This window comes from Janthinobacterium sp. 75 (assembly GCF_004365495.1).
In the GTDB taxonomy this organism is placed as follows: Bacteria; Pseudomonadota; Gammaproteobacteria; order Burkholderiales; family Burkholderiaceae_D; genus Janthinobacterium.
Window position 1 is genome coordinate 4,344,419 of the sequence record NZ_SORD01000001.1, and the last position, 14,509, is coordinate 4,358,927.

The 14,509-nt window shown below is 59.8% G+C and carries 14 protein-coding genes; all 14 read right to left on the reverse strand.

Annotated elements, in window-relative coordinates:
* Positions 1-4: 4 nt before the first annotated feature.
* On the reverse strand, positions 5-1,189 hold the full coding sequence (gene lpxB, locus C8C89_RS19755; RefSeq protein WP_133992051.1) for a lipid-A-disaccharide synthase: 1,185 nt from the start codon (positions 1,187-1,189) through the stop codon (positions 5-7).
* Positions 1,173-1,964, reverse strand: coding sequence for an acyl-ACP--UDP-N-acetylglucosamine O-acyltransferase (lpxA, locus tag C8C89_RS19760; protein ID WP_101480907.1), 792 nt, complete (start codon positions 1,962-1,964; stop codon positions 1,173-1,175). Before lpxA ends, lpxB begins: the two co-directional genes overlap by 17 nt.
* Positions 1,964-2,458 carry a 3-hydroxyacyl-ACP dehydratase FabZ gene (fabZ, locus tag C8C89_RS19765; RefSeq protein WP_071077748.1) on the reverse strand — a complete coding sequence of 165 codons (495 nt, stop codon included), beginning with the start codon at positions 2,456-2,458 and terminating at the stop codon, positions 1,964-1,966. The genes lpxA and fabZ overlap by 1 nt, the downstream gene beginning before the upstream one ends.
* Entirely contained in the window at positions 2,455-3,510 is a 1,056-nt protein-coding gene (gene lpxD, locus C8C89_RS19770; RefSeq protein WP_133992054.1) for a UDP-3-O-(3-hydroxymyristoyl)glucosamine N-acyltransferase, read from the reverse strand. Before lpxD ends, fabZ begins: the two co-directional genes overlap by 4 nt.
* 163 nt (positions 3,511-3,673) lie before the next feature.
* Positions 3,674-4,192: an OmpH family outer membrane protein gene (locus C8C89_RS19775; RefSeq protein WP_101480904.1), complete on the reverse strand. Its 519-nt coding sequence runs from the start codon at positions 4,190-4,192 to the stop codon at positions 3,674-3,676.
* A 51-nt stretch (positions 4,193-4,243) separates the two neighbouring features.
* Positions 4,244-6,580 (reverse strand): outer membrane protein assembly factor BamA, encoded by a 2,337-nt coding sequence (gene bamA / locus C8C89_RS19780; protein ID WP_101480903.1) that lies wholly within the window; start codon positions 6,578-6,580, stop codon positions 4,244-4,246.
* An 83-nt stretch (positions 6,581-6,663) separates the two neighbouring features.
* Positions 6,664-8,025, reverse strand: coding sequence for an RIP metalloprotease RseP (gene rseP / locus C8C89_RS19785; protein WP_101480902.1), 1,362 nt, complete (start codon positions 8,023-8,025; stop codon positions 6,664-6,666).
* Complete coding sequence (gene ispC / locus C8C89_RS19790; RefSeq protein WP_133992057.1) at positions 8,022-9,206, reverse strand: 1-deoxy-D-xylulose-5-phosphate reductoisomerase; 1,185 nt, start codon at positions 9,204-9,206, stop codon at positions 8,022-8,024. The genes rseP and ispC overlap by 4 nt, the downstream gene beginning before the upstream one ends.
* Before the next feature lie 8 nt (positions 9,207-9,214).
* Positions 9,215-10,048: a phosphatidate cytidylyltransferase gene (locus C8C89_RS19795; protein ID WP_101480900.1), complete on the reverse strand. Its 834-nt coding sequence runs from the start codon at positions 10,046-10,048 to the stop codon at positions 9,215-9,217.
* Complete coding sequence (uppS, locus tag C8C89_RS19800) at positions 10,048-10,815, reverse strand: polyprenyl diphosphate synthase (protein ID WP_133992060.1); 768 nt, start codon at positions 10,813-10,815, stop codon at positions 10,048-10,050. Before uppS ends, C8C89_RS19795 begins: the two co-directional genes overlap by 1 nt.
* Positions 10,816-10,915: 100 nt before the next feature.
* Positions 10,916-11,476, reverse strand: coding sequence for a ribosome recycling factor (gene frr / locus C8C89_RS19805; RefSeq protein ID WP_092802600.1), 561 nt, complete (start codon positions 11,474-11,476; stop codon positions 10,916-10,918).
* Between the two features lie 118 nt (positions 11,477-11,594).
* Positions 11,595-12,311, reverse strand: a complete 717-nt coding sequence (gene pyrH / locus C8C89_RS19810) for a UMP kinase (protein WP_034752258.1) — start codon at positions 12,309-12,311, stop codon at positions 11,595-11,597.
* A gap of 147 nt (positions 12,312-12,458) precedes the next feature.
* Positions 12,459-13,370, reverse strand: coding sequence for a translation elongation factor Ts (gene tsf, locus C8C89_RS19815; protein WP_101480897.1), 912 nt, complete (start codon positions 13,368-13,370; stop codon positions 12,459-12,461).
* 158 nt (positions 13,371-13,528) lie between these two features.
* Complete coding sequence (gene rpsB, locus C8C89_RS19820; protein ID WP_071077760.1) at positions 13,529-14,281, reverse strand: 30S ribosomal protein S2; 753 nt, start codon at positions 14,279-14,281, stop codon at positions 13,529-13,531.
* Positions 14,282-14,509: the final 228 nt, after the last annotated feature.

The window sequence follows — 14,509 nt, forward strand, 5'->3', positions numbered from 1 at the left end:
GAGTTTACTTGCGGTGGGCGGCGATGACTTGCATGACGGCGTTGGCGCTCTCGCGCGCGCTGTCGCGCAGCAGGCTGTGGTGCATGTCCGTGAAGCGCTGCACCAGGCGCAAGCGCCCTGGCACGTCACTCAGCTGCTGCCACATGGCGTCGGCAAGCGCTTGCGGGCTGGCCGCGTTCTGCAGCAGCTCAGGCACCAGGTAGTCGCGCGCCAGGATATTTGGCAAACCAATCCACGGCTGGTAGCCCATATGGCGCATGATTTCCCACGATGCGCGCATCATCTTGTAGGCGATGACCATGGGCTTCTTGTACAGCGCCACTTCCAGCGACGCCGTGCCGGACGCCACCAGTACTGCATCGGCGGCGCAAATGGCCGTGTGCGAGCCGCCATCGGTGAGCAGTATCTCGACGTCCTGCAAGCCCGCTTCCGTAATCAGCTGTAAAAAGTACTGGCGCTGCTTTTCACCGGCCATGGGCGCGACGAAACGCAGCGAGCGGTCGCGCGCCAGCAGCAGCTTGCAGGCGGCCACAAAGGCCACCGCATTGTATTTGAGTTCACCCATGCGGCTGCCCGGCATCAGGGTCATCACGTTGGCATCTTCCGGCAAGCCCAGGGCGCGGCGCGCGGCCGCTTCGTCCGGCTGCAGGGGAATCATTTCAGCAAGTGGATGGCCGACATAGGTGACGGGCACGCCCGCTTTGCGGTAGATCTCTTCCTCGAACGGGAAGATCACCAGCATGTGCGAGACAGCCTTGATGATTTTCTTGATGCGTCCACCGCGCCAGGCCCAGATCTGCGGCCCGATGTAGTGCACGGTGGGGATGCCGCCTTCCTTGAGCTGCTGCTCCAGCCCCAGGTTAAAGCCAGGATAGTCGGCGCCGATGAAGACGGCGGGACGCTCCGCCAGCAACTGGTCACGCAGCGCGTTCTGGATACCCTTGATTTCGCGGTAGCGGGGAATGATCTCGAACAGGCCGCGCACGGTCAGCTTGTCCAGCGGCCAGTCGGAAATGAAACCCTGTTTGGCCATGTGCTCGCCGCCGATGCCGTGGAAGCGGGCACCGGGCAACTGCGGCACGAGGCCGGACAGCAGCCGGCTGGCCAGCAGGTCGCCCGACACCTCGCCGGCGACGATGGCGACATTGGCGACCGACAGGTCGCTGGCCTGGTCAGCGGACGATACCACGCGACGCCACGCCCAAAAATTCGCGCATGGCGCGAATGTGTTGCGCCACCTCAGGCGACGACGCCGCTTCTTCTTCGAACAGGGCTGCCTTGGATTCTTCCAGGGTCAGTCCCGCGCGGTAGATGAGTTTATACGCGGTGCGGATGCCGTTGATCTGCTCGCGCGTAAAGCCGCGGCGTTTCAAGCCCTCGATATTGACGCCATGTGCCTGCGCCGGATTGCCGTTCAGCAGTACGAAAGGCGGCACGTCCTGCGTCAGGCTGGTGCTCATGCCGACAAAGGCGTGGGCGCCGATCTTGCAGAACTGGTGCACATTGGCGAAGCCGCTCATGATGACCCAGTCGCCGATTTCCACGTGGCCCGCCAGCTGCGCGTTGTTCGAAAAAATCGTGTTGTTGCCAACCAGGCAGTCGTGCGCCAGGTGAACGTACGCCGAAATCCAGTTGTCATTGCCCAGGCGCGTCACGCCGCCACCCTGCACGGTGCCCGTGTTGAAGGTGCAAAATTCGCGGATGGTGTTGCGGTCGCCGATTTCCAGACGCGTCGCCTCACCCGCCCATTTTTTATCCTGCGGCTGCGCGCCGATGGAGGAAAACTGGAACAGGTGGTTGTCGCAGCCGATCGTCGTGTGGCCATCGATGACCACATGCGGGCCGACCTTGGTACCAGCGCCGATACGCACGTGCGGACCGATGATGGTATACGGACCCACCTCGACCGAGCTGTCGAGCTCAGCCTTCGGGTCAATCACTGCCGTAGAGTGGATGGCCGCCATCACTGCCCCGCTGGCTGGCTCGCAGACTGGCTCGCATCCTGCGCGCTACGGATGGTGCACATCAATTCCGCTTCCAGCGCCACTTTGCCGTCGACCGAGCCAACTGCCTTGTATTTCCAGATGCCGCGCGAGACGCGCAGGATTTCCACATCCATCTTCAGCTGGTCGCCCGGTTCGACAGGACGCTTGAACCGCGCATTGTCGATGCCGACAAAGTACACCACCGAATTTTCGTCGGGCTTGACGCCCATCGACAGGAACGACAGCAAGGCCGCCGTTTGCGCCAGCGCTTCGATCATCAGCACGCCAGGCATGACCGGCTTGTGCGGGAAATGGCCCTGGAAGAACTCTTCGTTGACCGTCACGTTCTTGATGGCGGTAATGGTTTTGTTCGCTTCCCAGTCCAGCACGCGGTCAACCAGCAGCAGCGGATAGCGGTGCGGCAGCAGCGATTTGATGGCCAGGATGTCGAGGGTCTTTTTTTCAGTAGTCATTTTTCGTCTTGCGTGGTCAGTGTTTTAATTGTTTTTTCAAGCGTGCGGATCTTCTCGCGCATGCTTGACAGGTTGCGCACGATGGCGGCGCTCTTTTCCCAGTCGGCGTTCTTGGCCAGCGGATAAAAACCCGTGTACTGGCCCGGTTCCGCGATCGAGCGAGACACCATGCTGCCAGAGCCGACATGGACGCGGTCGGCGATTGTCAAATGGCCCAGCACCATGGCAGCGCCGCCAAAGGTGCAGTACTTGCCGATGACGGCGCTACCGGCCACGCCGACGCAGCCGGCCATGGCCGTATGCGCGCCGATATGGCAGTTATGGCCGATCTGGATCTGGTTATCGAGCTTGACACCATCTTCGATGATTGTGTCAGCCAGTGCGCCACGGTCGATGGTGGTATTGGCGCCGATATCGACATCGTCACCGATCACCACCCTGCCCGTTTGCGGAATCTTGATGTACACGCCGCCTTCGTTGGCAAAGCCGAATCCGTCGGTACCAATCACGGCGCCGGAATGGATGATGCCGCGCTGGCCGATCACGCAGCGCGCATGAAAGGTCACGTTGGCGAGCAATTGCGTGCCCGCGCCGATGACCGCATCGCGCCCCACCACGCAGCCAGGGCCGATGATGCAGCCGGCGCCGACAATGGCGCCGGCCTCGATCACCGCGTGTGCGCCGACAGAGGCGCTGGCATCGACCTGCGCGCCGGCATCGACAAAGGCGCTCGGATGGATGCCTGCCGGTGCCTTGATCTCATGCAGTGCGGCGAAATACTGCGCCGCGCGCGCGAAATAGACATAGGGATTCGGTGTGACGATGCGCGTGCCGGCGTACTCGGCGCCGATCAGCGCATCGTCGGCAGGCGTGAGGATCAGCGCGGCAGCTCCGCTTTGCGCCGCCTGTGCGCGAAATTTGCTATTGCTGAGAAAGCTGATGTGCGAAGCGCCGGCGTCGGCCAGCGGCGCGATCCCTGTGACTTCCAGGTTGGGATCGCCCGCCAATTGACCACCGAAGCGTTCGACCAAGTCTCCTAGTCGAGTGCCCATCTTTTACCCTTATAAGAACGCCTGACTACGCCTTCTGCGCGGCGCGAATTGCGGTCTCCGAAGCTCACTGCCTCGGGCGGCCCCGTGCATACGCACAGCTCCGCTTCTCAACCACAACTCACATCCGCTCGCTAAGGCACTGCCAGGCTTAAAACCGTTTCGATTACTTGTCCAGCGCCTTCAAGACCTTGTCGGTAATGTCGATGCGCGGACTGGCCCACAGGGCTTCCTGCAGCACGATGTCATATCCTTCGATATGCGCCATCTGCTGGATGATGGTGTTGGCTTTTTCCGCGATGGCGCTGCGCTCTTCGTTCGTGCGCTGGCTCAAGTCTTCGCGAAATTCGCGCTGGCGGCGTTGCAGCTCCTTGTCCAGCTCGAAAAACTCGCGCTGGCGCTTGGCGCGCTCGGCCTCGCTCAGGGTGGGCATGTCCTTTTCCAGGGCTTCGTTGGCCACCTTGAAGCGGCTGGCCAGTTCCTGCACGGCTTTTTCGCGCGCGCGGAACTCTTCGGCCAGCTTGGCGCTGGCCGCTTTGGCCAGCCTTGACTCGTTATAAATACGTTCGCTGCTGATCCAGGCGATTTTCGACTCCTGAGCCTGCGCCTGCACCGGCAACAGCGAACTCCAGCACAATGCGATCACGGCAAGGGACTTGGGCAGGGTAGCGGATGCGGTGTTCATGATACTCCATGGTCAAAAGGTAAAAGCTGTCGCCCCGGTTCAGATGGCCGGTTAGAAACCGGTGCCCATCTGGAACTGGAAGCGCTCCAGGCGGTCAGTCGGCTTGGCGTTCAGCGGTTTGGCATAGCTCAGCTTGAGCGGGCCCACCGGTGAAATCCAGCTGATGCCCAAGCCAGCAGAATAGCGCAATTGCGAGATCCGCATTTTTTCGCCTTCCTGGTAGACCTGGCCGCCGTCAAGAAAACCGAACCAGCGCAGGCTGCGGTCATTGCCCGAACCGGGGAATGGCATCTGCAGCTCGGCATTACCGATCAGGCGCGAAGCGCCGCCCAGTGCATCGTTGGTGCTCGGTTCGACCGCGCCCAGCGAGGAACTCAGGTAGCCGCGCACCGAACCGATACCGCCGCCGTAGAAGTTCTTGAAGACCGGATACACGTGATTGCCGATGCCGTGGCCGTAATCGATCTCGCCTTTCAGCGCCAGGGTGACCTTGCTGAACAGCGGACGGAAATACTGGTGCTCATAGATGGCACGGAAGTACTTCTGGTCGCCGATCAGGTCAGCCTCCAGGTTGACGCGCTGGTAGCGGCCGATCGATGGCGTCAGGGCGCTGTCGCGGCTGTCGCGCTGCCATGCCGCCGTCAGCGGGATGGAATTCGTGGTGGCCGAACCGATACCGTCGGACGGGCCGCCATTGTCGATCACGTACTGCTTGAAGCGGATTGGGCTGGTGATGTCGGTTTCGATGCGCGAGCGCTCGGCGCCGATGCCGAAGAAGACAGTGTCGACTTCCGAGAATGGCACGCCGAAACTGACACGGCCACCGGTTTGCTTGATCTTGTAGCTGCCGATGTTCAGCGCCGGCGGTTCCGTTGTACGCAGGTAAACTTCAAAGCTGCGCGAAATACCATCGTCCGTAAAGTACGGATTGGTTTGCGAAAACGCGATCGTGCGGCTGTAATGGCTGGTATTGAGTTCGATGCCAACGGTGTTGCCGCTACCGGCGAAGTTGGCCTGCGAAATCGATGCCGACAGGGTGAACTTCTCCGATTGCGAGAAGGCACCACCGATCAGGAAGTTACCCGTCGGTTTTTCCACCACCGTCACGTTGACGTCGACCTGGTCGGTCGTGCCCTGTGCTTCCGGCGTGTCGATGGTCACGTCCTTGAAGTAGCCCAGGCGGTCGACCCTGTCGCGCGACAGCTTGATCTTGTTGCTGTCGTACCAGGACGATTCGAACTGGCGGAATTCACGGCGGATGACTTCATCGCGCGTGGTGGTGTTGCCGGCGATATTCATGTGGCGCACGTAGACGCGCTTGCCCGGATCGATGAAGAAAGTAAAACCCACTTCATGCTTCTCACGGTTGATTTCCGGATTGGCATTGACGTTGGCAAAGGCATAGCCGAACGTGGCCAGGCGGTCCTGGATGCGCTTGTTCGTGGCTGTCAGGCGCGCACCCGAGTAAATCTCGCCTTCGCGCATCAGGTTCAGGGCTTTCAGCTCTTCTTCGCGGCCGAACATCTCGCCTTCGAACTTGGTGCCGGCAATCTTGTACTTTTCACCTTCGGTGATATTGATTGTCAGGTAGATATCTTTTTTATCGGGCGTGATCGACACTTGCGTGGAGTCGACCTGCATCTCGATATAGCCGCGGTCCAGGTAGTAGGACTTCAGCGACTCGATGTCGCCCGTCAGCTTGGTCTTCGAATATTGATCCGCCTTGGTATACCAGCTGAACCAGCCGCCCGTGTTCAGGGCCAGCTGCTCACGCAGTTCCTTGTCGGTGAAGGCCTTGTTGCCGACGATGTTGATCTGCTTGATGCGGGCCACGTCGCCCTCGTCGACGGCGAACACCACGTTGACGCGGTTACGCTCGATCGGCGTGACAGTAGTGGTGATCTTCACGCCGTATAGGCCATGCGACAGGTACTGGCGCTTGAGTTCCTGTTCCGCGCGGTCGACCGAGGCCTTGTCGAAAATCTTGGCTTCGCCGACGCCGATTTCCTTCAATGCCTTGACCAGCACATCTTTTTCAAATTCCTTGGTGCCCGTGAATTCCACGGCAGCGATGGCCGGGCGCTCCTCGACCAGCACCACCAGCACGTCGCCATCGACTTCCAGGCGCACGTCCTTGAAGAAACCCGTCGCGTACAGGGCTTTGATGGCAGCGATACTCTTCTCGTCGGAGAACGTTTCGCCGACGCGCACCGGCAGGTAGCTGAAAACAGTGCCCGCTTCAGTACGCTGGATCCCTTCGACCCGGATGTCCTTGACAGTAAATGGCTGGACGGCCAGCGCATGGCCAGCACAGAAGGCCATGACGGCGGCGCCGATCAGGCTGCGACGAAAGGAAGGCAAGGCAAAACGAGCAGAATGTAATTTCATTGGGGTTATTCAATGGGTAAATCAATGGACAACATACACAAAAGATTGCTTGTGCGACTCACGCAATGGCATCAACCACCGCCCTAATTAAGCAATCGCAACACGTCATTAAAGACGGCAAGCACCATCAAGGTCAGTAACAAACCGATCCCCAGGCGCTGGGCAATCTCGCCTACGCGCTCCGGCAAGGGGCGTCCGGTCAAAACTTCCAGCGAATAATACAGCAAATGCCCGCCATCCAGAACAGGAATGGGTAGCAAATTCATCACGCCCAGACTGATACTGATGAAGGCGATGAAGCTCAGGTAGCTTACCAGGCCGATGCGCGCCGTCTGGCCCGCGTAATCGGCGATGGTAATGGGCCCCGTCACATTCTTCAGCGAGACCTGGCCGGTGACCATTTTACCCAGCATTTTCAGGCTCATGACACTGGTATCCCAGACCTTGGCAGACGCCTTGCCCACGGCAGAGAACGGTCCGGAGGCCACGGTAATCATATCCGGCACCTGTCCCAGCTTTGCCTGGATCTTACCAACTGTTACAGCTCCCTCTGTCCCTGTGCCCGGCACGGCGTCCGGCGTAATGGGCAAGGTCAGGTCCTGGCCCTGGCGCAACAGTTGCAATTGCAAGGTCCGGCCAGGCGCCTGGCTCAGGGTGGCGATGACGGCCGCCACGTCGTGCACGGGCTGTTCGTCGATGGCCAGGATCTGGTCGTTTTTCTGCAGGCCGGCGCGCGCGGCGGCGCCATCGGGCATGATTTCCATCAGGGTGGGCGCGGAACGGGCCAGGGTCAGGCCCAGCTTGCCCAGCACGTCGCCTTCAAGGTCCGTCTCCGTCAGGCTGGCCGTCGGCAAGGTCGCTTCCTGCTGGCCGCGGTCGGGGCGGCGCACTTCGATGCGGGCCGGCTGCTTGTCGAGGGTGGCCTGGATCAGCTCCCAACGCAGTTCGGACCAGCTGGCCACGGCCTTGCCATTCACCGCTTCGACCGTATCGCCGCTGCGCAAGCCAGCCGCATAGGCCGCTGTCTGCTCGGCTACGGGGCCGAGCTTGCTCGACGGCTCTTCGATGCCATGCATGAACAGTCCCGCGTACAGCACGATGGCGACGAGGAAATTGGCCAGCGGGCCGGCGGCCACGATGGCAATGCGGCGCCACACGCTCTGGCGCGTGAATTCGCGGCGCAATTCGCTTTCCGGCAAGTCGCTGAGGTCTTGCGCGCGGCTGTCGAGCATGCTGACATAGCCGCCCAGCGGCAGCGCGGAAATAGCCCATTCCGTCTGGTCCTTGCCAAACTTGCGCGAATACACCACTTTCCCCATGCCGATCGAGAAGCGCAGCACTTTCACGCCGCACCAGCGCGCCACCAGGTAGTGACCCAGCTCGTGCAAGGTAATCAGCGAACCGAGCGCGACGATAAAAGCCAGCAAGGTGGTGATCAGCGTCATGCGGCCAGCCTTTGGGCGATATACGCGTGCGCGGCCACGCGGGCCAGGCGGTCCTGCTCCATCACGGCCTCGATGCTGGAGGCGGCGCCATGCGGCACAGTCTCGATCACATGGGCGATGACGCGGTCGATCTGGCGGAAGCCGATCTGCTCGTCGAGGAAGGATTGCACGGCCACTTCATTGGCCGCATTGAGCAGGGCCGGCGCCGTGCCGCCCGTGCGCAAGGCGTCGAACGCCAGCGCCAGGCAAGGGAAACGACGGAAATCGGGACGTTCGAACTGCAGGGTTGCCACTTGCGCCAGGTCCAGCTGCGCCACGCCGGAAGCGATGCGCTGCGGATACGCCAGCGCATGGGCGATCGGCGTGCGCATGTCCGGGTTACCCAACTGGGCCAGCACGGAACCGTCGATATACGACACCATCGAATGGATCACGCTTTGCGGGTGGATCAGCACTTCGATCTGCTCGGCAGGCGCGCCGAACAGCCAGTGCGCCTCGATTACCTCCAGCCCCTTGTTCATCATGGTGGCCGAATCGACGGAAATCTTGCGCCCCATGGCCCAGGTCGGATGCTTGCAGGCCTGGTCCGGCGTAACCTTGTCGAGCGTCTCGACGTCGCGCGTGAGGAAGGGGCCGCCGGAAGCCGTCAGCACGATTTTTGCCACGCCAGCGGCGCCTGGCGCGCGACCATGGGCGTGCGGCATGCATTGGAAGATGGCGTTATGCTCACTGTCGATGGGCAACAGCACGGCGCCGTTATCGTGCACGGCATCGATGAACAGCTGGCCAGACATGACCAGCGCCTCCTTATTGGCCAACAATACTTTCTTGCCAGCACGTGCCGCCGCCAAGGTAGGCGCCAGGCCTGCTGCGCCAACGATGGCCGCCATCACGCCCGTCACCTGCGGCGCGCTGGCAATGGCGCACAGGGCCTCCACGCCGTACTCGACTTGCGTATCAACGCCCTGCCCGCGCAGCAACCGCGTCAGTTCAAGAGCGGCTTCCGCAGTGCCGACGACAGCGCGCTGCGGACGGAACTTCAGACACTGGGCGGCCAGTTCGGCCACGCGGCTGTGTGCACTCAGCGCATAAACGCTGTATTGCTCGGGATGACGCGCGAGCACGTCCAGGGTAGACACGCCGATCGAGCCGGTCGCGCCAAGGATGGTGATGTATTGCATGAGTTTCCTTAAAGCCAACTGGCCACGAGGGCGGCAAATGGCAGGACCGGGATCAGCGCGTCGATACGGTCGAGTACACCGCCGTGGCCGGGCAGCAGGTTGCTGCTGTCCTTGATGCCGGCGCGGCGCTTCAGTTGGGATTCAAACAGGTCGCCGACGATGCTGGCAGCGACGACCAGCAGCAGCACCAGCAAGGCCACCAGCCAACCGCGGCGCAATTGCAGCTGCACGGCAAAGGTGTCTTGCAGCACTGGCAGCGATGGCGCGGCAACGATGGTGATGGCGGCGATGAGCAAGACGGCGATCCCGCCGCCGATGGCACCCTCCCAGGATTTCCCCGGGGAAATACTTGGCGCCAGCTTGCGCTTGCCGAAAGCCTTGCCCGAGAAATACGCGCCGATATCGGCGATCCACACGAGCGCCATGACGGACAGCAGGAACAAAGGGCTATGCAGGAACAAGGCAATGATGGCGACGAAGCAGCCGACGATGGTGACCGGATACACCAGACTGAGCAAGGTATTGCCCAAGCCTTCGGTGGGTGGCAAGCCCGTCGCCAGCGATGGCACGAAACGGATCAGCCAGATGGCCACGCACAGGGCGAACCAGAAATTGAGCTGCGCCATGCCGTTACCGACAAAAAACGTATACGCGAAGGCGGCAGTCCAGACGGCAGCAATCAGGAGCGCCTGGCGATTTTTGAAGATGCGGAAGCTTTCCCATACGGCGGCGCCGAAGAACGCCGTGGCGATCACGGCGAAGGCAGGGAAATAATTCAGATACAGAACCGGCAGCAAGACCGCCAACAGGACCAGGGCGGTGATTATCCGTGTTTTCAGCATCAGTTTGTCTTTTCAGTTAATTGCGCGCTAGTGCGGCCGAAGCGCCGTTCGCGCTGCTGGTAAGACGCGATTGCCGCGTCGAGGCATTCTTCGTTGAAGTCGGGCCAGAAAGTCTCGGTGAAAAACAGCTCAGTGTACGCCAGTTGCCACAGCAGGAAATTGGAAATGCGCTGCTCGCCGCCGGTGCGGATGAACAGGTCAGGCTCGGGCGCATAGGCCATGGCCAAGTGCGGCGCCAGTTGTTCTTCCGTGTAAGCCTGTCCGGCAGGCTGGCCCTTGGCTACAGCCTCGACCGTCATTTTGTTGACTGCCTGCATGATGTCCCATCGGCCGCCATAATTAGCGCAGATGGTCACCGTCAGACGCGTGTTGCGGGCCGTCTTGCGTTCCGCATCGGCGATCAGGGTTTGCAATTGGTCGTTGAAGCGGGACAAGTCACCCACCACTTTCAGGCGGATGTCATTGGCATGCATTTTGACCACTTCGCGTTCCAGCATGGTAACGAACAGGCGCATCAGCATCGACACCTCCTCTTCCGGGCGGCGCCAGTTTTCCGAACTGAAAGCAAACAGGGTCAGATACTCGACGCCCCGTTCCAGGCAGGTCTCGACGACACCGCGCACGGCGTCAGCGCCCTTTACGTGGCCAGCCACGCGCGGCAAGAAGCGTTTGGTTGCCCAGCGGCCATTGCCATCCATAATGATTGCCACATGGCGCGGCACCGTGCCAACCTCAGGTACTGCCGTTGTCGAACTCGAATAGATCATGAAAACACGAATACCAAAAAATAACAGATAACTATTATGCGCCAAATAGCACTGCCCGGAAAAGCCATGCTTTTCCGGGCAGCGTCAAAAGGACTGAAAACTAGACCGTCAGCACTTCTTTTTCTTTATCGACTACCATCTTGTCTATGTCGGCAATAAACTTGTCCGTCAGCTTCTGCACTTCTTCCGACGAGCGACGCTCATCGTCCTCGGAGCAGGCTTTTTCCTTGACCAGCTTCTTCAGCGACTCGTTCGCGTCGCGACGAATATTACGCACGGCAATCTTCGCGTCTTCCGCTTCGCTCTTGACCAGCTTGACCATTTCCTTGCGGCGCTCTTCCGTCAGCGGCGGCGTCGGGACGCGGATCAGGTCGCCCTGTGCCGATGGGTTCAAGCCCAGGTCGGCGTCGCGGATAGCTTTTTCAACGGTCGAGGCCATTTTCTTTTCGTACGGCTGCACACCGATGGTACGCGCGTCGATCAGGGTCACGTTGGCAACCTGGGTCAGCGCAGTGGGCGAACCGTAGTAATCGACCATCACGTGGTCCAGGATGCCCGTATGGGCGCGACCGGTACGCACCTTGGCCAGGTCGGCCCGCAGTGTTTCCAGCGACTTCGTCATGCGTTCCTGGGCGTTCTTTTTAACGTCAGCTAAGGACATGCTGCTCTCCAATCTTGATAATAATAAATATACTACTGTGCCAGGCTCAGGAAACAAGCCCGCGCAGTCGGGAGTCTGGAAACCATCCATGGCAACCATGGATGGCTTCCATATCTCCTTAAACGTGCACTAAGGTGCCTTCATCCTCGCCCATGATGACGCGCATCAGCGCGCCTGGCTTGGTGATCGAAAACACTTTAATTGGCAGTTTCTGGTCGCGGCACAGGGCGAATGCGGTGGCATCCATCACTTGCAGGTGCTTGGCGATGGCGTCGTCGAACGTAATCGTGTGGAACAGGGTGGCGTTCGGATCCTTCTTCGGATCGGCCGTGTAGACGCCGTCGACCTTGGTGGCCTTCAGGACGATCTCGGCACTGATCTCGGAACCGCGCAGGGCGGCCGCCGTGTCGGTAGTGAAGAACGGATTGCCGGTGCCGGCGGCGAAGACGACCACTTTGCCTTCTTCCAGGTATTGCAGGGCTTTCGGACGGACGTACGGCTCGACAACTTGTTCGATGCCGATGGCCGACATGACGCGTGCGGTGATCCCGACATGGCGCATGGCATCGGCCAGGGCCAGTGCATTCATCACGGTGGCGAGCATGCCCATGTAGTCGGCGGTGGCACGATCCATGCCTTGCGCACCAGGCGCAACGCCGCGGAAGATATTGCCGCCGCCAATCACGATTGCCAGTTCCACACCCAATTTCGCCACCTCGGCCACATCGGCCACCATGCGCTCGATCGTGGCGCGGTTGATGCCGTAGGGATCATCGCCCATCAGGGCTTCGCCGGACAACTTGAGGAGGACGCGCTTGTAGGCTGGTTTTGACATGAGCTGGGGCTCCATAAATGAGTTTATTCGAGTATGACATGGCGCAGCGCCTTGCAGCGCCGGACAGGCGCGCGGGGCTGCCCATGCCGCCGCCCGGCACGACAGGTGCGGGCGGGCCAAAAAAACGGGCCTCTCGGCCCGCTTTACTTACGCTCCCTGGGAGGCAGCCATCTGTGCTGCGACTTCTGCTGCGAAGTCGTCTTGCTTCTTCTCGATGCCCTCGCCTACCACGTACATGGCAAAACCCTTGACGCTGGTGTTAGCCGCCTTCAGCATTTGCTCAACCGACAGCTTGTCGTTTTTCACGAAAGCCTGGTTCAGCAGCGATACTTCTTTCAGGAACTTCTGTACGGAACCTTCCAGGCGCTTGGCCAGGATTTCCGGCGATTGCGCTGGCTTGCCTTCGGCGGCCGCTTTGGCTGCGTCTTCTTCGGCTTTCAGTTGTGCAACCGAACGCTCTTTTTCGATCAGTTCCGCTGGAACTTCGTTCGAAGACAGCGACACTGGCTTCATGGCAGCGATGTGCATGGCCACGTCTTTGCCTACTTGCTCATCGGCACCGTCGAATTCGACGATCACGCCAATGCGCGAACCGTGCAGGTACGAAGCCAGCTTGTTGCTGGTTTCGAAACGCTGGAAGCGGCGGATGGTCATGTTTTCGCCAATTTTGCCGATCAGGGCAGCGCGCACTTCTTCCAGGGTCTTGCCATCGAGTGGCAGGGCCAGCAGGGCAGCTACGTCAGCCGGGTTGTGTTCTGCTACCAGACGGGCAGCGTTGTTGGCCAGTGCCAGGAAATCGTCGTTTTTCGCAACGAAGTCGGTTTCCGAGTTGACTTCGACCAGGGCGCCTACGCCATTGGCGATGTAGGTTGCCACGACGCCTTCAGCGGTGATACGTGCCGATGCTTTCGATGCCTTGCCGCCCAGTTTGACGCGCAGGATCTCTTCCGCACGAGCCATGTCGCCATCGGCTTCGGTCAGTGCCTTTTTGCATTCCATCATTGGTGCGTCGGTTTTGCCGCGCAATTCGCCTACCATCGCTGCTGTAATCGCTGCCATGTGTTTCTCCTGATTCGGTGAGTCGATAGTCGCGGCCGGGCAGGTATGCCTCGCCAGCGGTCACTATCGTTTTTTTGTTAAAAAAAAGGGGGAGCTGCTGCCACCCCTTTTCCCTTACTGCTGTGCTTACAAACGGCTATCTCGCGATAGCCTGGCTATTAAGCCTGTTCGTTCACTTCGACGAATTCGTCGCCAGCGGCTGCTTTAACCATTTCAACAACTTCGTTACCGGCAGCTGCACGGCCTTCGATGATTGCATCAGCAACACCGCGAGCGTACAACATGATGGCTTTCGAGGAGTCATCGTTACCTGGGATCACGAAGTTCACGCCTTCTGGGGAGTGGTTGGTATCGACAACGCCGATGACCGGGATACCCAGTTTAGCTGCTTCGGTGATCGCACCTTTGTGGTAGCCGACGTCCACAACGAAGATTGCGTCAGGAATGCCGCCCATATCCTTGATGCCGCCGATCGATTTTTGCAGCTTGATCATTTCGCGGGAGAACATCAGCGCTTCTTTTTTCGACAGCTTCTCGATCGAACCGTCTTCGACCATCACTTCCATGTCCTTCAGACGCTTGATCGAGGTTTTGATCGTTTTGAAGTTGGTCAGCATGCCGCCCAACCAACGTTGATCAACGAAAGGCACGCCAGCGCGTTGTGCTTCAGCAGCGATGATTTCGCGAGCTTGACGCTTGGTACCGACCATCAGGATGGTGCCACGGTTTGCAGCCAGTTGACGCACGTGCTTCATTGCGTCCTGGTACATCGCCATGGTTTTTTCCAGGTTGATGATGTGGATCTTGTTGCGATGGCCGAAGATGAACGGTGCCATTTTTGGATTCCAAAAACGGGTTTGGTGACCAAAGTGGACACCGGCTTCCAGCATTTCGCGCATTGTTACGGACATTATTAACTCCAGGGTTGGGTCTGGAATCCGATCAGTCACCATACAGGCACCCTTGTCGACCGGATTCGCGTGTTTATTTAAAATTAAAGACACTATTTATTGCATTGCTCAAAAGTGAATTCAAGCAACCCGGGATTCTACACCAAAATGACCGCCGCATCAAGTCCGCACTGCAAATCGCCCGCCCGGCGGAAACGTCCTATGCACCACTATGGTGCAAGACATGGC